The organism is Glycomyces tarimensis (genome assembly GCF_054776215.1).
In genome coordinates this window covers 183,705-202,591 of the sequence record NZ_BAAHCB010000004.1, presented here as the reverse complement: position 1 = coordinate 202,591, position 18,887 = coordinate 183,705, and the positions used below count along the sequence as shown (strand labels likewise).

Genomic DNA, 18,887 nt, shown 5'->3' with positions numbered 1-18,887 from the left:
TCGGCTCGGCAAGTTTTCGAGCCGTTACTTAGCGCGGTCGCCTACAGCGGCCATTCTGCCTCACCACGGGGTGCCCCGAAGGTCCATGACGGAAACGTCATAAGCGGAATGTGCAAGTCACGACACATCTGAGCGCCCCTCGCCGATTTCCTGCGACACGCGGACGTCATCCGCATGCATGACGAACCGGCCGCGGGCCCCGGACTCGGACCCATGCCACACCGCCCCCCGTGGCACGGGAGCATTCCGGTCCTGTACGCTCGTATCCGGTTCGCCCGGCGAAAGCCACGGCAAGCCCCCTTCCCCGATAGCTCAATTGGCAGAGCATTCGACTGTTAATCGAAGGGTTGATGGTTCGAGTCCATCTCGGGGAGCCACCACTTTGAGACAGTGGAGTACGGCCCGGCCGGCGGAGACGCCGAACCGGGCCGCTTTTCTTGCTTCCAGGCGGACGAGGTGACGTGATGACGACCGACAATCCCAGGTTCCGCCCCGTGCCGATCGGCACCGGACAGACCGGCACTCGGACCGAGACCGACGCGATGGGCGCGATCGAGGTGCCCGCCGAGCACTACTGGGGCGCCCAGACCCAGCGGGCGCTCATCCACTTCCCGATCGGCCAGGACCGGATGCCGACCGCGCTCGCCCACGCCTTCGGATACGTCAAAAAGGCCGCGGCGCTCGTCAACGCCGCCGACGGGCGGCTCGACCCCGCGCTCGCCGATGCGATCGCCGCCGCCGCCGACGAGGTCATCGCCGGCGAACTCGACGAGGAGTTCCCGCTCTCCGTGTGGCAGAGCGGCTCGGGCACGCAGTCCAACATGAACGTCAACGAGGTCATCGCCAACCGCGCCAGTCAACTGCTCGGCGGCGACCTCGGCGCCAAGGACCCCGTGCACCCGAACGACCACGTCAACCTCGGGCAGTCCTCCAACGACGCCGTCCCCACCGCCATGCACATCGCGACGCTGCTCGCCGTGCGCGAGCGGACCATGCCGCAGCTCGGCGCCCTCGCCGACGCGATCTGGGACAAGGCCGTGCAATGGGTCGACGTCGTCAAGATCGGCCGCACCCACCTCCAGGACGCGACCCCGCTCACCGTCGGACAGGAATGGTCGGGCTGGGCCGCGCAACTGCGCGACGCCCGCACCCGGCTCGAAGGCTCACTCGAAGCGGTCGGCGAACTCGCCATCGGCGGCACCGCCGTCGGCACCGGCATCAACGCCCCCGAAGGCTTCGCCGAAGCGATCGCCGCGACACTCGCCGAACTCACCGGGCTGCCGCTCGTCACGGCGCCGAACAAGTTCGCCGCACAAGGCTCCCTCGACGGCATGGTCGCCGTCAGCGCCGGCCTGCGCGGCGCCGCCGTCGCGCTCATGAAGATCGCCGGCGACATGCGCTGGCTCTCCTCGGGCCCGCGCGCCGGTCTGCACGAACTCAAACTCCCCGCCAACGAGCCCGGCTCCTCGATCATGCCCGGCAAGGTCAACCCGACCCAGCAGGAGGCCGCCATCATGGTCTGCCTCCAGGTCATCGGCGAAGACTCGATCGTCGCCTCCGCCGGTGCGCAAGGCAACTTCGAACTCAACACGATGCGGCCGATCATCATCGACAACGTGCTCCACTCGGCCCGGATCCTCGGCGACGCCGCCGAAACGCTCCGGACCTTCAGCGTCGAAGGCACCGAGCTCGACGAAGACAGCGTCGCCGACTACGTCGGCCGATCACTCATGCTCGTCACCGCGCTCAGCCCCCACATCGGCTACGACAAGGCCTCGGCCATCGCCCACAAGGCCGACGAGGAAGGCACGACCCTGCGCGAGGCCGCCTTGGCGCTCGGCGTGGACGCGGCCGACTTCGACCGGATCGTCGACCCTTCGGCCATGGTCGGCGACCCGCACCGCGACCTCGGACTCGACCGGTAGACCGGGCCCCTCGCGGGGACGTTCGGGAGGGGGCGCCGACCGTTGTCAACAATGGTCGATGTGTGCAAGTGGTGATCGCTCTGGACCGGCCGGTGAGGTCCATGGCTTGTCTGCCGGCCGGTCGGCGATTAGGGTCGCAGTCAACCGTTCCAGGAGGGACTCATGCCCGCATCGCCGCTCGACTCGGCCGCTCAGCGCTACTTCGAACTCCAGTTGGCCGACAACCCGATGGCGGCAACGTTCTACGGCGTCGCCGGGTACGACCACCTGCTGCCCGACCCGAGCCGGGACGGCGCGCAGCGGCGGCTGGCGCATCTCAAGGTCACCCGTGACGCCTTGGAGGACATCGACCCCGCGTCGCTGGAAGGGCAGGACCGGATCACCCGGGCGATGCTGGACCGGCTGGTGCGCGACGAGACCGGGGCGATCGAGGCCGCGCTGCACGAGGTCGGCCTCACCGCGTCGATCGCGGGCGTCGTGTCGCGGATGCTCTCGGGCGTGCCGAACATCAACCTCGACTCCGAACGGCGGAGCACGGACTATCTCGCTCGAATGGCCGGGCTCGGCGCCTACTTCGACGCGGCGCTGGAGCGGTACCGGATCGCCGGTCGCGAAGGCCGGCACCAGACCCGGCACGGGGTGCTCGCCGCGATCGCGCAGATCGACGACTATCTGGCCGGTCCGGTCGCCGAAGACCCGCTGCTGCGGCCCGAGCCTTCGGGCGTCGAGGCGCAGACGTGGCGCGAAGCGGCGGCGCTCATCGTCGAACGGCAGGTCCGGCCCGCCCTGGAGCGCTGGCGCACCGTGCTGGACGCGGAGCTGCTGCCCGCCGCGCGCTCCGACGAAGAGGTCGGCGTCTGCCATGTGCCCGGCGGCGAAGCCGGCTACCGGGCCGCGTCCCGGCAGTTCACGACCACCGACCTCACGCCCGAGGAGATCCACCGCATCGGACTCGACGAGCTCGAGCGGCTCCGAGACGAGTTCGGCGCTCTGGGCGCGAAGGCCTTGGGCACCGGCGACACCGACGAGGTGATCGCGCGGCTCCGCTCCGATCCGTCGCTGCGGTACGAGCGGGCCGAGGACCTCCTCGACGACGTCACCACGGCGCTTCGGCGCGCCGAAGCGGCACTGCCGCAGGCGTTCTTGGACTACGACATCGCGCCGTGCGAGGTCCGGGCCGTCCCCGAGGCCGCCGCCAAGGGCTCCACGCTCGCCTACTACACCGGGCCCGCGCTCGACGGCTCGCGCCCGGGCACCCACTGGGTCAACACCTACCAGCCCGAGACGCGCACCCGCTTCGAGTACGAGGCGCTGGCCTTCCACGAGAGCGTCCCCGGCCACCACCTCCAGTTCGCGCTCGCGCAGACCCTCGACGGACTGCCCTTGTTCCGGCGCTTCGCCTACGTCACCGCATTCGGCGAAGGCTGGGGCCTCTACACCGAGCGGCTCTGCGACGAGATGGGGCTCTACAGCGGCGACCTGGCCCGGCTCGGCATGGTCTCCTTCGACGCGTGGCGGGCCTGCCGGCTGGTGGTCGACACCGGAATGCACGCCTTCGGCTGGTCCCGCGACAAGGCGATCGCGTTCATGCGCGCCAACACCGCGCTGTCCGAGGTGAACATCGCCAACGAGGTCGACCGGTACATCGCCTGGCCGGGGCAGGCATTGGCCTACATGATCGGGCGCCGCCACATCGGCGAGCTGCGGGAGCGGGCCCGGCGCGAGCTGGGCGGCGCCTTCGACCTGCGGCACTTCCACGACCGCGTCCTGTCCAGCGGATCGATTCCACTGGAGACCATGACCGGCATCGTCGACGAATGGATCGCCGAGGCCCGCGGCTGATCAGGACGAGCCGTTGCGCGAGAACGCGGTCGGGATTCCTGCATCGCGAACTCAGGACCGTTGCGGCGCCGCGCAGCGAGCGATCGCATGATCACGCGATCCAATGATCTTCGTCCGGTTCGTTCGCCCCCGTGGAGAACATCACCTTCTGAGACGACCCCTTCTCACGGTCGTGAGTTTAGGTTAGGCTAACCTCCGTTGTCTTCCCCGGCGGTCGGAACCGGCCGCCCACGAAAGGACGTAGCTCAGTGCCGACCAGTGCCGCAGACCTCCGCCCCGCGCCCACCCCACCGGCCTCCACAGAGGCACCCGCACTGCTCAACCGAGACTCGGCCGAGACGTATCGCTCCATCATCGACCAGGTGACCCGCCGCGTCGCCGAACGCTTCGCCCGCGTCGACCGCCCCTGGACCGGCATCACCCCCGCCGAACTCGCCCCCGCCGTCGAGGCGGTCGACCTCGACCGGCCGCTGCCCAGCTTCGAAGACGCGCTCGACGAGATCGGCGACCTGTATCTGCGGGACGCCGTCTGGTTCCACCATCCGCGCTACCTCGCCCACCTCAACTGCCCCGTCGCCCTCCCGGCGGTCGCGACCGAGACCGTCCTCGCCTCGGTCAACACCAGCGTCGACACCTGGGACCAGAGTGCCGGCGGCACCTTCATCGAGCGTCGCCTCATCGACTGGACGGCCGGACGCATCGGCTTCGACGCCGAGGCCGACGGCGTCTTCACCTCCGGTGGTACGCAGTCGAATCTGCACGCGCTGCTCCTGGCCCGCGACGAGGCCGTCGAGCACATCGTCAAGAACGCCGAGACACCGCTGCGCGGCGTCGAGGTCCTCCCCCGCCTGCGCCTGTTCGCCTCCCCGCACAGCCACTTCAGCGTCGTCAAGGCCGCCAGACTCCTCGGCCTCGGCGAGGACGCCGTCGTCACCGTCCCGGCCGACGCCGGCTATCGCATGAACCCGCGCGCGCTCGACGCGGCCCTGGAGACCTGCCGCGGCGAAGGGCTCTACCCGGCGGGCGTCATCGCCACCGCGGGCACCACCGACTTCGGCTCGATCGACCCGCTCGGCGCCATCGCCGAAGTCTGCGAGGCGCACCGCGTCTGGTTCCACGTCGACGCCGCCTACGGCTGCGGCCTGCTCGTCTCGCCGAACCGCCGGCACCTCGCCGCCGGAATCGAACGCGCCGACTCGGTCACCGTCGACTACCACAAGTCGTTCTTCCAGCCGGTCAGCTCCTCGGCGGTGATCGTGCGCGACCGCGCCTCACTGCGGCACGTCACCCACCACGCCGACTACCTCAACCCCGCCGAGACCGTCCTGCCCAACCAGGTCGACAAGAGCCTCCAGACCACGCGGCGGCTCGACGCGCTCAAACTGTGGATGACACTGCGCTCCTTGGGACCCGACCGGATCGGCGCGATGTTCGACCGCGTCTGCGACCTGGCGTCCCAGACCTGGGCGCACCTGGAGGCCGACCCCCGATTCGAGACCGCCGCGCCCGCCTCCCAGCTCTCGACCGTCCTGTTCCGCGTCGCGGGTGACGACGAGGCACAGCGCCTGGTCCGCGAGGCCATCGCCGCCTCCGGAGAAGGCATGGTCGCCTCCACCCGCGTCGAGGGCCGCACCGCCCTCAAACTCACCCTCCTCAACCCCGAGACGAGGCTCTCGGACATCGTCGGAGTCCTCGACGCGCTCGCGCGCCACGCCGCCAAGCTCCAGGAGACCAAATGACCTACGACTTCATCGGCATCGGCCTGGGGCCCTTCAACCTCGGCCTCGCCTGCCTGACCGAGCCAGTCGACGGACTCGACGGTCTCTTCCTGGAACGCAAGGCCACCGTGGACTGGCACCCCGGGATGCTCATCGAAGGCACCACGATGCAGGTGCCGTTCATGGCCGACCTCGTCACCCTCGCCGACCCCACCTCGCCGTACTCCTTCCTCAACTACCTCAAGCACAACGGCCGGATCTACCCGTTCTACATCCGCGAGTCCTTCTTCCAGCTGCGCAGCGAATTCCAGGACTACCTGCGCTGGGCGGCCGCGAAACTCGACAACCTGCTGTTCGAGCGCGAGGTGACGTCCGTGGAATGGGACGAAGGGCGCGAGGCGTACGCCGTCCACAGCTCAGGACCCGAAGGCGAGCGCGTCGACTTCGCGAGGCGCCTCGTGCTCGGCACCGGCACCCCGCCGTGGGTCCCCCCCGCGTGCCGAGAACTCGACGCCGACACCGTCTGCCACGCCTCGTCCTACCTCGAACACCGCGACCGGCTGCGCGAATGCGCGAGCGTCACCGTGGTCGGCAGCGGCCAGAGCGCCGCCGAGATCTACCGCGACCTGCTCGGCGACATCGAGTTCGGCGGCTACCGGCTCAACTGGGTGACGCGCTCGCCGCGCTTCTTCCCCCTGGAGTACACCAAGCTCACCCTCGAGATGACCAGCCCCGACTACGTGGACTACTTCACCGCGCTGCCCGGAGCCACCCGCGACGAGCTCAACGCGAGCCACAAGGGACTGTACAAGGGCATCAACGCCGACCTCATCAACGAGATCTACGACCTGCTGTACCAGAAGAAGGTCGAGCACGGCGAGGTCCCGACCCGGCTGTACACCAACTGCACCGTTGAGAAGGCCGCCGGCGGCGACGGCGTCACCCTCGGCATCCGCCAGCACGAGCAGGACCGCGACTTCGAACTGCGCACCGAAGGGCTCGTCCTCGCCACCGGCTACGGCTACCGGGTGCCGGAGTTCCTCGACCCGGTCAGCGACCGGCTCCGCTTCGACGCCGCCGGCCGCCTGGCGGCGCGCCGCGACTACAGCGTCGACGCCGCCGGGAACGGCGAGGTGTTCGTGCAGAACGCCGAGCTCGGCACCCACGGCTTCGTCACCCCCGACCTCGGCATGGCCGCCTACCGCAACTCGTGGATCATCCGCGCCATGACCGGCCGCGAGGTCTACCCGATCGAGCGGCGCATCGCCTTCCAGGAGTTCGCCGCGCCGGAGGTCGCCGAATGATGCGCGCACCCGAAGGCTTCAAACGCCGGGACGACCGGCTCGGCGACTTCACGCTGCGCCCCGTCGACCCCGCCGGCGACGCCCCGCTGATCCACGAATGGGTCACGCACCCCAAGTGCCGGTACTGGATGATGACCGAGGCGTCCATAGCGGACGTGTGGGCCGAGCACGAGTCCATCGCCGCCAGCGGGCACCACTTCGCCTACCTCGGGATCCACCGGTTCCGCTCGACGTTCCTCGTCGAGGTCTACGACCCGGCGCACACCGAGCTCGCCGACGTCTACGACGTCGCCGAGGGCGACGTGGGCATGCACGTCCTCACCGCGCCGACCGACTCCCCCGTCCCCGGCTTCACCAAGGGCGTCATGGTCACCGTCATGGAACTGCTCTTCACCGGATTCGGCGCCGACCGCGTCGTGGTGGAACCGGACGCGACGAACGCCCCGATCCACAAGCTCAACGACTACGTCGGCTTCCGGCCCGAACGCACCGTGCGATTGAGCGACAAGCAGGCACTGCTCAGCTTCTGCACCCCGAGCGACTACGAGCGGTCCGCCGCGAGAGGAGTCAAGCGATGACCAGCCCCATCGACCACCTCAATCCCGAGCACTGGCACCAGGCCACACGGAACCTCTTGGCCAAGGCCATCGGCGAGTTCGCCCACGAACGACTGCTCTCGCCGGCACCGGCCGGCGACCACTGGACCCTGACCGGCGGCGGCGAACGGTACCTGTTCAAGGCGAGCCGGCTCGCGCTCGACCACTGGGCCGTCGACGCCGCGTCGCTGCGCCGCGAGAACGCCGACGGCGAGACCGTGCCGCTGGACGCCTCCGGGTTCTTCATCGCGTTCCAAGACGAGCTCGGACTGAGCGACGCGGTCCGCCCGGTCTACCTCGAAGAGGTCGCCAGCACCGTCAACCGCGGCGCCTACCAGCTCGCGCGGCCCCAGCCGAACGCCGACGACCTCGTCGACGCCGACTTCCAGCGCATCGAGGCCGCCATGACCGGCGGACACCCCTGCTTCGTCGCCGGATCGGGGCGCCTCGGCTTCACCTCCGGCGACTACCGCGACTACGCGCCCGAGACCGGATCGGGCGTCCGCCTGGTCTGGGTGGCCGCGCTCGAACAGCACGCCGTCTTCGCCACCGCGCCCGAGCTCGAACGCGACTGGCTCCTGGAGACCCAGCTCGACGCCGAGGCCCGCGAGCGGTTCGCGCCGGTGCTCGCGAGCCGGGGCCTGACCTTCGACGACGTCCACCTCATTCCGGTCCACCCGTGGCAATGGCGCAACAAGATCTCGACGACCTTCGCCGCCGAACTCGCCGAGGGCCGACTGGTGTACCTCGGGGAGGCGAACGACGAATACCAGGCACAGCAGTCCATCCGCACGTTCTTCAACCGCACCAGGCCCCAGGCCGACTACGTCAAGACCGCGCTGTCGGTGCTCAACATGGGATTCATGCGCGGACTGTCCGCCGAGTACATGGAGGTCACGCCCGCGATCAACGAATTCGTGGCCGACCTCGTCCACGGCGACGCGACCCTGAAGCGGTCGGGCGTGACGGTGCTGCGCGAGCGCGCGGCCGTCGGCTACCGGCACCCCGCCTACACCTCGAGCGCACCGAAAGGCTCACCGTACCGAAAGATGCTGGCGGCGCTGTGGCGCGAGAGCCCCATCCCGAAGCTCGGCCGTGGCGAACGAGCGGCCACGATGGCCTCACTGCTGCACGTCAACGCCGAGGGCCGACCGTTCGCATCGGCGCTCATCGCCCGCTCCGGGCTCAGCGCCGAGCGATGGCTGCGGCGCTACCTGGAGGCCTACCTGGTGCCGCTGCTGCACTGCTTCTACAAGTACGGTCTGGTGTTCATGCCGCACGGCGAGAACGTCATCCTCGTGCTGCTGTACGGCCGGGTCGCCCAGGTGTTCCTCAAGGACATCGGCGAGGAGGTCGCGGTCCTGGACCCGTCCATGCCGGTGCCGCCCGAGGCCGAGCGGATCCGGGCCGACGTCCCCGACGACGTCCGGACCCTGTCCATCCTCACCGACGTCGTCGACTGCTTCCTGCGGTTCCTCGCCGCGATCCTGCACACCGACGGCGTGCTCGACGAGGACGACTTCTGGCGCACGACGGCCGAGACGATCAAGCGCTACCAGTCCGAGCACCCCGAACTCGCCGAGGAGTTCGCGCGCTTCGACCTGTTCGCCGAGACCTTCCCGCTCTCGTGCCTGAACCGTTTGCAGCTCAAGAACAACCAGCAGATGGTGGACCTGGAGAACCAGGAGGAGAGCCTCATCTACGCCGGTCGGCTGGACAATCCGCTCGCGCGATGGCGCTGAGCCGGGCGGGGTGACACGGCACGCCATGATGGAGGGATGAACTTCGACTTTGATTTCTCGGGCCGCCCCGTCCTGATCACGGGAGCGAGTCACGGGCTGGGCCTGGCGACGGCGAACCTGCTCGCGGCCACCGGCGCGCCGCTGGCCTTGTGCGCGAGAGGCGCGGCGGCGCTGAACGAGGAAGCCGAGCGCCTCCGCGAGAAGTTCGAGGCCCCGATCTTCACGCGAGGGCTCGATGTCACCGACGAGCAGACGCTGGCGGAATTCGTCGCCGAGGCAGGCAAGCGCCTCGGCGACTTCAGCGGCATCGTGGCCAATGTGGGCGGCGCCCGCGGCAACGACCTGAAGGACACCTCGCCCGACGACTGGGCCTACACCTTGGGCGTCAACGTGGTCGGCGCGATGACGGCGCTGCGGGCCGCGGTGCCGCAACTGGCGCGCACCGGCGGTTCGGCGGTCCTGGTCTCCTCGATCTCGGGCGCCAAGCCCGCGCCGGGCCTCACCTACGGCGCCACGAAGGCCGCGCTCGACCACGCCGCCGCGATCCTCGCCCAAGAGCTCGGCCCGCAAGGCATCCGCGTCAACGCCGTCGCGCCCGGATCGATGCTCGTGCCCGGCCGCCGCTGGGACCGGATGCGCCTCGAACGTCCCGAGCGGTACGCCGAGTTCCTCAAGGAGTTCCCCGGCGGGAAACTCGTCGACCCCGCCGAGGTGGCCTCGGTGATCGCGTTCCTGCTCTCGGAAGGCTCCACGGCGATCAACGGGGCGGTGATCCCCGTCGACGGAGGCCAGAACGCGCCGAGCGCCTACGGCTACTGAGCCGGTCTACGGCTCCGCGGGCGTCGCCGCCAGTGCGGCCTCCTCCTGCGGCCCGGGCGCGGCGGCCCTGCCGAGGAGGCTGTGCGCTATGTCCTGCGGAGCAGGAGCGGCACCACCGCAAGAGTGACGACCGCGCAGAACACGTTGAGCATCCCGTAGCTCAGGTACTCCACGATCGGGCCCGAGGCGATGCCCGCGCCCATGGCGGCCAGGCCCATGACCATGTCCGAGAAGCCCTGCGTGGAGGGCCGCTCCGCGGGACTCACCGCGCCGGTGACCATGGACGCCGAGGCGACCGTCATCGCCGACCAGCCGATGCCCAGCAGCACGAGCCCGACGCTGATCTGCACGTGATTGGTCACCGCGGCCGAACCCGCGACGGTGCAGGAGGCGACGAGCAGCACCGTGCCCGACAGCAGGACCGGCCTGGAGCCGTAGCGGTCGACGAGCTTGCCGATGATCGGTGCGAAGGCGTACATGCCGCCGATGTGCAGGCCGAGAATGACGCCGACGACCGTGAGCGCCTCGGCCGGATCCACCATGCCGTGCTTGATGTGCAGGGCCGTCATCGCCATGACGCCGACCATCACGAAGTGGCCCAAGGCCGCCGCGATGACACCGGTGCGGACCGTCGTGTTGGCGCGCGCCATGCGGAATCCGTCCGCCACCGACCGCCGCGGCGCCTCGGACTCGCCCGAGATGGCCCGGGCCGTCAGCAGTGGGTCAGGGCGCAGGAAGACGAGCAGGATGACGGCGGTGACCAGGCACAGGACACCCATCGCGACCGTCGGGCCGACGTAGTCGGGGCCGCCCGCCCAGCCCTTCCAGGCGCGCTCGGCGAGCGCGGCCAAGGACGGGCCGGTGACCGAACCGATGGTCGCCGCCCACACGATCGTGGACAGGTGGGTGCCTCGCTTGTCGGCCGGCGACAGGTCCGCCGCGGCGTACCGCGACTGGAGTCCCGCGTACGAGGCGCTGCCGAGCAGGAAGTACCCGCCGATGGCGAGGGCGGCGAGCTCCATGTGGATCGCGGCGACGACCACGGCGGTGCCCGCGACGGCGCAGACGTAACCGAAGGCGAGACCGCCGCGGCGGCCGAAGCGCTCGGTGATCCGGACCGCCGGGATGACGATGAGCGCCGAACCGCCGACGAAGAGGCTCTGGGCGAGACCGGCGTAGGTGCTCGATCCCGTCATGTCCTCGATGAGGATGGCGCCGAACGCGATGCCGATGCCGACGGCGAGGCCGCCGAGGATCTGGGTGCTGAACAGGATCGACAGGACACGCCGCTGGATGGCGGCGGTATCGGGGGGTGCCTTCGCTGTATCCATTGGGGGGAGTTTCCTTTCTGGGGTCGTCAGACCGGCGGGGAGGCCGGACCGGCCGCTGCGGCGATGGCGTCGGCCACCGCGGGGGCGCGCTCGGGGTCGAGGCGGGCGGTGCTCACCCGGATGCCCTGAGCACCGTTGAAGGAGTACGAGCGGCCCGGGGCGACCGCGTAACCGGCGTCGCGCAGGGCGAGGACGGCGGCCGTCTCGTCGGCCACCGGAACCCACACGTTGAGCCCGGACCGGCCGAAGACGTGGATGCCCCGCTCGGCCAGCGCCTCGCGCAGCGCGGACTGCCGTTCGGCGTAGGTGCGGCCGGCGCGCTCGACCAGGGCGGCGACGTCCTCGTCCTCCCAAGCCGCGATGACGAAGTGCTGGAGGATGCACGAGACCCAGCCGTGGGCGATGGCCATGCGGCCCTGGACGCGGGACTTCGTGTCGTGGTCGGCGGCGACGAGCGCGCACCGCAGGTCCGGGCCGTAGGGCTTGGACGCGGAGCGGACGTACATCCAGTGCTCGGCGGCGTCGGCGACGACGTGGAGCGGGATCTGGCTCAGCTCGCCCCAGTGGTCGTCCTCGATGACGAACACGCCGGGGTGGGCGGCGATGACCTCGCGAAGGGCCGCGGCGCGCTCGACGGAGACGGCGGCGCCGGTGGGGTTCTGGCCGCGTGCGGTGAAGACGAAGGCGCGGGCCCCGCCCTGCAGGGCTCGCTCGAGTTCGGACGGTATGGGGCCGTCCGCGTCGATGCGGACCGGCGTGACCTGATACCCGGCGGACAGCAGCAGGTCGCGGCCGTTGGACCAGGTGGGCTCCTCGACGGCGACGGTGTCGCCGGGTTCGATCCGGGCGGCCAGGCCGCGCTCGAAGGCGTCGAGGGCGCCGGAGGTGACGGTGAGCTCGCCGCGGACGCCGTCGGCGGCGAAGCGCTCGCGCGTGAGGTCGAGCAGGTCGGGGCAGGGTCCGCCGTTGCGGTAGTCGCCGGGGCTGACCTCCACGTGCGGTTTGAGGGCGTCGAGTTGGGGCAGGAGCTCGGGGTCGGGCTCGCCGCTGACGAGGTCGAGGACGCCCGGCGGGACGGTGATGGTGCCCGGCGGGGTGAAGGCGGAGCGCTCGCGCACGAAGGTGCCGGCGCGGCCGCCGGTCTCGACGACGCCGCGCTGGCGGAGCTGCCGGTAGGCGGCGGCGACGGTGCCCGCGGCCACGCCGAGGTCGGCGGCGAGCTTGCGGACGGCGGGCAGGGTGCGGCCGGGGCGCAGATGGCCGTCGCGCACGCCGACCTCGACGCTGGCGGCAATCTCGTTCGCGGAGGAACCGGTGATCTGATACTGTACCGACATAGCCAAGAGATTGTATCAGTACAAAATCAGACGATGGGAGTACCCCCATGAGCGCCCTCTTCCCCCAGACCGAACGCACCACTCCCCGGCGGTGGAAGGAACGGATCGACTACTCCAAGGCCCCGGCGTTCCAGATCCTCGACGAGGCCCTGTTCTGCGACGTGGCCTTCACCGGTCCCGAGGGCGCTCCGCGCGTGATCCCGACCTTCCATGCGCGGCTGGGCAACACGGTGTACTTCCACGGATCGACCGGCTCGTCGATCGGCCTGGCGGCCAGGGAGGGCTTCGACGTGTGCTTGACGGCCACGATCGTGGACGGCCTGGTCTACTCCAAATCGTGGTTCCACCACTCGATGAACTTCCGCAGCGTGGTGGCGCACGGGAGGGCCGCGCTGGTGACCGACGCCCACGAGAGCTGGCTGGCCATGCGCGCACTGATCGAGCGCATGTCGACGGGCCGCTCCGAGCGATCCAGGGAACCCAGCGAAAAGGAAACGGCCGCGGCGGCGATCGTGGCGCTCCCCCTGGAAGAGGTCTCGGTGAAGGCCCGGAGCGGCCCTCCCGTCGAAGACCCCGAAGACGAAGACCTGCTGTACCGGAATGGCGTTGCCGAGGTGACCACGGTGGTGAGCGGCCGGCTCTGAGAGCGCCGGGCCCCGCGGGTCGCAGTTCAGGGCCCCAGGCTCCACAGGTGCACGGTGCCGTCCAGGGAGCCGGTTATCGCGATCGTATGGTCCTCGATCTCCGCGGTGCCGACGGCCGAGGCGGACACCTCGGCCCACCCGGCGTCGGATACCTGGCGCTCTCCGGTCTGGAAATTTCGCACGTCAACGCCCTTTTCGCCACGCGCGATGAGCACAGCGGGCCAGCCGCCGACTTCGATGACCTGAAGGTGGAGACGGTAGTCCTCGTCCGGCAGGGGAATCGTTCCCGCCTCTGGCTGCTCACGGCGCTCCAGGTTCCACCGATGCAGCTCTGCCCCGTCATACAGCAGGCCGTACGGGACGCCGTCGTGGTAGACGAGCTCGAGTCCTTCGACGACGGCGCCGTCCGTCCAAGTGGTTCCGTAGGCTCCTGGGTCTTCGGGGCCGAAGGCGTTCCCGAGGCGATCGCCGGTCTCGGGGTCGTAGCGGTGCAGCGTGCCGTCCGGGTCGGCGGCCACGACGACCGACGCACCCTCCGATTGGAGCACCTGGGCATGATCGAAGCTCAGTTCCGGGTCGCCGTCGTAGTTGACCAGGCTCACGGGGGCCCGCTCGTCGAGATCGTAGAGGGCCATGCCGGTGCGACTGGCCGCCGCGAGCACGGGAACCCCGTCGTGTTCGAGCAGACCGAGGCTCAGCATGGACTCGTCGATGCCCGCACCCTCGTTGACGACTTCGGGTTCGAAATCATCCGGCAGCCACACGTGCACGCCTCCGGCCGCATCGACGGCGGCGATGCGGGTCCGGCCGTCGGAGAATCGGAGCGGCTCCATCAACATGATCGGTTCGTCGAAGTCGGCTTCTCCGAGCAGCTCACCGGCGGTGATGTCCCACTGCTTGACCGTGCCGTCCTCATAGCCCGAGGTGAACAGGACGACCGAGTCGTCCGTTTCGATGCTCGTGATCGCGGCGACGGGTCCGTCATGCGCCTGGAGGGCTTCACCCAGCTCGTCTCCTGCTGAGGACGCCGTGATCGCCGCCGCCACTTCGCTGCCGTTCTCGGCATCGGTGCCGGTGCGGGTGCCGATCTCGCCTTGGGCTCCGGGATCGTCCGGCCGGAAGACGACGAACAGCGCGGCGGCGGCCAAGACGCCGACGACGAGCCCCGCGATGGCGATCTTCCTGGTGTTCCTCCTCTGTTCTCGGGTCGGCGGATCGGGAAGGGTCGGCTCGCTGTCGCCGGATCGCCCCGGCAGTGGTGTTCGCTCGGGAGGCGGCAAGCGATCGGCCCGCGGCGTCGCGGCCGGCTGGACCGGCTCGGCGTGCAACACGCTGCCCTCGGCGACGACGACTTCAGGCTGTTCCAGCACCGTCGGTGCGATCCCCAAGGCGCGATGGAGCATGGTGGCCACCAGCGGCATCCGGCTCGCGCCGCCGACGAGGAAGACGCCGGCGCTCTGCGCGATGTCGATTCCCGCGGCACGGATGACCGCGCGCGTCACGCGGATCGTCTGCTCCAGGAGCGGGGCCGCGACGCTCTCCAGCTCGGCCCTGGTCAAGTGCGCGTCAACGTCCAGCAGGGGAATCGTGAAGTCCGCCTGCTGGTGGCGAGAAAGCCGCTCCTTGGCACCGCGGACCTCCTCCAGGAACTCGCGGAAACCTCGTCGTTCCTGCACTGTGGCGGGATTGGTCAGACGGCGCCACTGCGAATGCGGTCCGTAGGTCTCGGCGAGGTGGTCGATGAGAGCGGCGTCGATGTCCAATCCGCCGAGGTCGGCCCGGCCGTCCAATGCCACGGTCTCGAAACCGTTGGAGGTGCGGCGTACGACGCTGGCATCGAAGGTGCCCGCGCCCAGGTCGTAGACGACGAGGGACGATCCCATCGCGATGTGGTGCTCGAGCGCGTCGGCGAAGTACGTCGCGGCGGCCACTGGTTCGGGCACCAGGCGGATCCGGTCGAGTCCGCCCGTTGCCGCGGCGTCCTCGATGACCTGGCGCCTGCTCGGTCCCCATTCGGCCGGGACGGTGATGGTCACCTGCCGGGGCTCGCCGACGACCCGTCGGCATTCGGCGGTCACGGCGCCCAAGACCGCCCCGATCACTTCGACCATCCCCAGCTCCCGATCGCCCAGGAGGATCGAGGGGCGGTCGATGTGCCGCTTCGGGTTCGGTTCGAATCGCTCGGGGAATCGGCGCCCACCGTGAACGGCGTCGCGGCCGACGAGGAGACCGCCCTCGGTGTCGGCGCACACGGCCGAGGGCATCAGCGGCGAGCCGTCGATCAGCAGCGGACGGACGCTCCCGTCCGGACGACTGACCACGGCCACGGTGTGGGAGGTCCCGAAGTCGATGCCGAGCGAAGTCCCTTGAGCGAGGGGGCGGGTCATTTTGCGATGGTAACGGATCAGTGTGAGGGTTCCGTCCGGCTGAGACTCAGAGGCGAGCCGAGGCGTATGGATCGCGATGCGACCGCCCGAGCAGCAAGGGGGTTCCTGTGGACTGCGCCTGAGGAGCTCGGAAATGGCTCGTCTTCGGTCGGCGAGAACCAGGTGGGCTGATGGTCGCTCTGCGCCAAGGGCGGCAGCGATCACGAGGGAGGGGCTGGCGCGGGGTGTGCCTTCGTGGTCGGGTCCGTTCGGGTGCGGGTTCAGGCGGTCAGCGACGAAGGGGTGGGTGCTGTGTGGAGGTCGGGTTCGCGGGCGCGGAGGTCCTCTTTGGGCGCAGTGACGGTCCGTTGAGTCTCTGGTTTGTCTTGCGGGGCAGGGCGGTTGGTGGCTCTGGGCGGGGAAACGTGAGTGTTTTCCCACCCTTATGGGTGATGACAAGTGGCTCTTGACCTGGGAGAATAGAGGTATAGCACGAACCGGCGGAAACAGCAAGTTCGTACGAGACCTCAAGGACCCAGGGAGGTGTCAGATGGCCAAGGCGACCAGGAAGCCCAGCAGGACCGAGCGGAGCGAGCGCGCGGCGGCCATCCACACCAACCTCGACAGTGCCGCCGCGCTGATCAATCAGGCCCACGCCAAGGTGCTCGCTGATGTCATCGAGGCGAAGGCGTGGAATATCCACCGCGACTGCGGCGGCTTCTCGGCCCTGCGCGAATGGCTGGTGTCGACCTTCGACTTCCACCTGCGCGTCGCGGCCGACCTCGCCGCGATCGCCCGCACCGCAGGGAAGTTCACCGTCCTCGCCGAGACCGCGACGTCGGCTGCCGCCCGGATCGACCGGGTCGCCGCAGCCGTACGCCGCCTCGACGCGACCAAGGCCTTCCGGGTCTATGCCCGGGCTCCTTACAAGGAGGCGGTGCCCTCCCCGTTCGAGGACGAGACGCTCTGCCCCACCCCCGAGCATCTGATCGCGCAGTACTGCATCCACGCGACCGTCAAGGACGTGCACGCCAAGCTCGATGAACTCCAAGCCGCCCTCGACTCCGGTGAAGCCCTGTTGGACGGGCTCGGGGAGCAGTCGTTGCAGCGGATCGACCTGGTCGAGACCGAGAACGGCATGTACGCCCTCACCGGACTCCTATCGTCCGACACCGGGAAACTCTTCGCCAAATACCTCACCACCGCCGTCCCCCCGCCCCGCCAAGACGACGTCGACGGCGACGGGTGCCTGCCCCCGGCCGCGAACCGCCACGCCGAAGCGTTCCACCAGATGGTCGCGGGCTATGGCGCCGACCCGAACGCGACCAAACGCCACGGCCACACCGCCACCCTGCACCTGTCGGTCGACATCGAGACCCTCGCCGGGGAAGACACCGGACGAGTCGCCACCTTGGAAGGCGACCCGATCTCGCTCGGGAAGGCCCGGCTGCTGGCGTGTGAGGGCCTGGTCATCCCCAACGTGTTCAACTACCGCACCGGCGAAGCGATCGAACTCGGCCGGGCACTCCGGCTCCCGAACTCGGCCCTGCGGCGGAAGTTGGAGTTGGAGCAGCCGAGCGGGTGCGCCTGGACCGGCTGCCGAGCCCCCGTCCAGTGGACCGAGGCCCACCACATCGTGCATTGGGCCAACGGCGGCCCGACAGTAGCGGAGAACCTGATCCTGTTGTGCCGCTTCCACCACGGCCGCCTCCACACCCCCGGCTGGTCGATCACCAAGAGCGGCCCCGGCACAGCACTGATCGTCCACCACGAAGGACACGAAGACACCGACCCCGACCTCAAGTGCGGGTGTGCCGACTGGCGGACCGACGCCGACCTGGACGCCGACTTCAGCCAGGACATCGCCAACGCCTTCCCCACCGGGCTCTACCCCGAGGAATGGTCCGAGACCCTGACGCCCGACCTCGAAGCCGCCGCTGAGCAGGCCGAGACCGAGCAGGCCCGGGCCGCCGCGAAGACCGCCCGCGCGAAAGCACGAGCACGCTTCACCACTCCCACACCCCGGCCTGAACCCGAGACCGGATCGGAACCCCGACCCGAACCGGCACCAGCGCCGGAACCCGAACCGGGGCGGGGATACGAGACTTCTACACCACTGACCGAGGCGAAGCGGACTCGCGACCTCGTCAGCGCCGCACCGGTATCCGACTACGGGCCACCGCCGTTCTTACCTCGCCCGTCACGGAATGCCGTGGCGGGGAAGGCACCGCATAGGCCGCCAGCTCGAAACCGGAGACCGGGTTCGAGCCCTTTCCCGTGCCTGGAGCCCGAACCGGACCACAGACCACTGAGCATCCGGCACCGAGCCGAAGCCCAGCGCCCCCGGCACGGCACCACCGACCACCTCCGCGCCGAACAGCTGCCACACCCCACCCGTCACCGCTTTCGTCGCCGCCTCAGCGCAGAACGACCATCACGCCCGCCCGTTCCCGCCGGCGCCCCCGCTTCCATTGCCGGTCTCACCACGCCACCCGGTTACGGCGCTGGCGGAGTACTACCAAAGCTCCGATTTCGTCGTCGTCGCGAAGAAGCGCGTGGTCGATCTGCGGCTGCTCGCCGACGACGGGCCGTTCTCCGCGGGAGATGGCCCGCTCGTGTCCGGCACTACGTTGGCGTTGACGAGGGCGATGACCGGCCGTGCGGCGTATTGCGACGAGCTCGAGGGCGACGGCGTCGCGATCCTCCGCGAACGGTGCGACACCATGTGACCGGGCTGGCCGCTGGCTTAGATCGGGCGGCGCGGCCGCTGGAAGACCGTCTTCCCCGTTCGGCGAGCCTCCATCGCCAGGCCGATGCGCGGCCGGTGCGCCTCGGCGAACCGCGGCTCGGCTTCTTGGATCGGGAGGAAACCGAACTCCTCGAGCTCGTCGGCCTGCAGATTGATCGAGTCCGGGTCATCGATGGTTCCGCTGTCGAAGACGTAGATCGTCATCGGCGCGGACACGAACTCGTGCTGGGGCACATAGTCGAGCACGAGCAGGTCCCCGACCGGCAGGTACAGCCCTATCTCTTCCTTGACCTCGCGAGCGCAGGCCTCATGAGGGGCTTCGCCCTTGTCGACCATGCCGCCCACGAACTGCCAGTCGTCGCGGTAGGTCGGTTTGACGACGAGCACTCTGCCGTCGGGATCGGTGACGAACGCGCACACGACGGCGAAGGAGACGGCGAATCCGCCGAGCACCGCCTGGGGCGGCGATCCGGGCTGAGTCATATGGCAGACCCTAACCGGCGGCCTCCGCAAG

The 18,887-nt window shown here is 69.7% G+C and carries 12 protein-coding genes, 1 tRNA gene and 2 pseudogenes; 11 read left to right on the top strand and 4 right to left on the bottom strand.

The genetic code is table 11. The features are described 5' to 3' along the window. Positions 1-301 precede the first annotated feature (301 nt). The 8 genes from ACYVK3_RS04785 to ACYVK3_RS04750 all read left to right on the top strand — a co-directional run bounded on the left by ACYVK3_RS04785 (position 302) and on the right by ACYVK3_RS04750 (position 9,946). Positions 302-377 (top strand) — tRNA-Asn (locus ACYVK3_RS04785). An 87-nt stretch (positions 378-464) separates the two neighbouring features. Then, entirely contained in the window at positions 465-1,925 is a 1,461-nt protein-coding gene (locus ACYVK3_RS04780; protein WP_460496120.1) for a class II fumarate hydratase, read from the top strand. 162 nt (positions 1,926-2,087) lie between these two features. Further along, entirely contained in the window at positions 2,088-3,767 is a 1,680-nt protein-coding gene (locus ACYVK3_RS04775) for a DUF885 domain-containing protein (protein WP_460496119.1), read from the top strand. 248 nt (positions 3,768-4,015) lie between these two features. Next, positions 4,016-5,506 (top strand): pyridoxal phosphate-dependent decarboxylase family protein, encoded by a 1,491-nt coding sequence (locus tag ACYVK3_RS04770; protein ID WP_460496118.1) that lies wholly within the window; start codon positions 4,016-4,018, stop codon positions 5,504-5,506. Further along, the gene (locus ACYVK3_RS04765) at positions 5,503-6,789 is read left to right on the top strand and encodes a lysine N(6)-hydroxylase/L-ornithine N(5)-oxygenase family protein (RefSeq protein WP_460496117.1); all 1,287 of its coding nucleotides are present in this window, start codon (positions 5,503-5,505) and stop codon (positions 6,787-6,789) included. The genes ACYVK3_RS04770 and ACYVK3_RS04765 overlap by 4 nt, the downstream gene beginning before the upstream one ends. Further along, positions 6,786-7,367, top strand: coding sequence for a GNAT family N-acetyltransferase (locus ACYVK3_RS04760; RefSeq protein ID WP_460496116.1), 582 nt, complete (start codon positions 6,786-6,788; stop codon positions 7,365-7,367). The genes ACYVK3_RS04765 and ACYVK3_RS04760 overlap by 4 nt, the downstream gene beginning before the upstream one ends. After that, complete coding sequence (locus ACYVK3_RS04755) at positions 7,364-9,127, top strand: IucA/IucC family protein (protein ID WP_460496115.1); 1,764 nt, start codon at positions 7,364-7,366, stop codon at positions 9,125-9,127. Before ACYVK3_RS04760 ends, ACYVK3_RS04755 begins: the two co-directional genes overlap by 4 nt. Before the next feature lie 36 nt (positions 9,128-9,163). Continuing rightward, positions 9,164-9,946, top strand: coding sequence for an SDR family NAD(P)-dependent oxidoreductase (locus ACYVK3_RS04750; protein WP_460496114.1), 783 nt, complete (start codon positions 9,164-9,166; stop codon positions 9,944-9,946). An 86-nt stretch (positions 9,947-10,032) separates the two neighbouring features. Here the strand turns inward: ACYVK3_RS04750 and ACYVK3_RS04745 are convergent, their stop codons facing one another. Continuing rightward, on the bottom strand, positions 10,033-11,277 hold the full coding sequence (locus ACYVK3_RS04745; RefSeq protein ID WP_460496113.1) for an MFS transporter: 1,245 nt from the start codon (positions 11,275-11,277) through the stop codon (positions 10,033-10,035). A 26-nt stretch (positions 11,278-11,303) separates the two neighbouring features. Then, positions 11,304-12,614, bottom strand: a complete 1,311-nt coding sequence (locus ACYVK3_RS04740; RefSeq protein ID WP_460496112.1) for a transcriptional regulator domain-containing protein — start codon at positions 12,612-12,614, stop codon at positions 11,304-11,306. Between the two features lie 47 nt (positions 12,615-12,661). Here ACYVK3_RS04740 and ACYVK3_RS04735 point away from each other — a divergent pair, with 47 nt between their 5' ends. Then, positions 12,662-13,258, top strand: coding sequence for a pyridoxamine 5'-phosphate oxidase family protein (locus tag ACYVK3_RS04735; RefSeq protein ID WP_460496111.1), 597 nt, complete (start codon positions 12,662-12,664; stop codon positions 13,256-13,258). 26 nt (positions 13,259-13,284) lie between these two features. Here ACYVK3_RS04735 and ACYVK3_RS04730 read toward each other — a convergent pair whose 3' ends face one another. Next, positions 13,285-15,645, bottom strand: a complete 2,361-nt coding sequence (locus ACYVK3_RS04730; protein ID WP_460496110.1) for an Hsp70 family protein — start codon at positions 15,643-15,645, stop codon at positions 13,285-13,287. 424 nt (positions 15,646-16,069) lie between these two features. Here ACYVK3_RS04730 and ACYVK3_RS04725 point away from each other — a divergent pair. Both ACYVK3_RS04725 and ACYVK3_RS04720 read left to right on the top strand, forming a co-directional pair. Next, positions 16,070-17,326 (top strand): annotated as a pseudogene (locus tag ACYVK3_RS04725) (HNH endonuclease signature motif containing protein); the annotation flags it as partial. Between the two features lie 793 nt (positions 17,327-18,119). Continuing rightward, positions 18,120-18,353 (top strand): annotated as a pseudogene (locus ACYVK3_RS04720) (maleylpyruvate isomerase family mycothiol-dependent enzyme); the annotation flags it as partial. Positions 18,354-18,370: 17 nt separating this feature from the next. Here ACYVK3_RS04720 and ACYVK3_RS04715 read toward each other — a convergent pair. Continuing rightward, entirely contained in the window at positions 18,371-18,856 is a 486-nt protein-coding gene (locus ACYVK3_RS04715) for an NUDIX hydrolase (protein ID WP_460496109.1), read from the bottom strand. Positions 18,857-18,887: the final 31 nt, after the last annotated feature.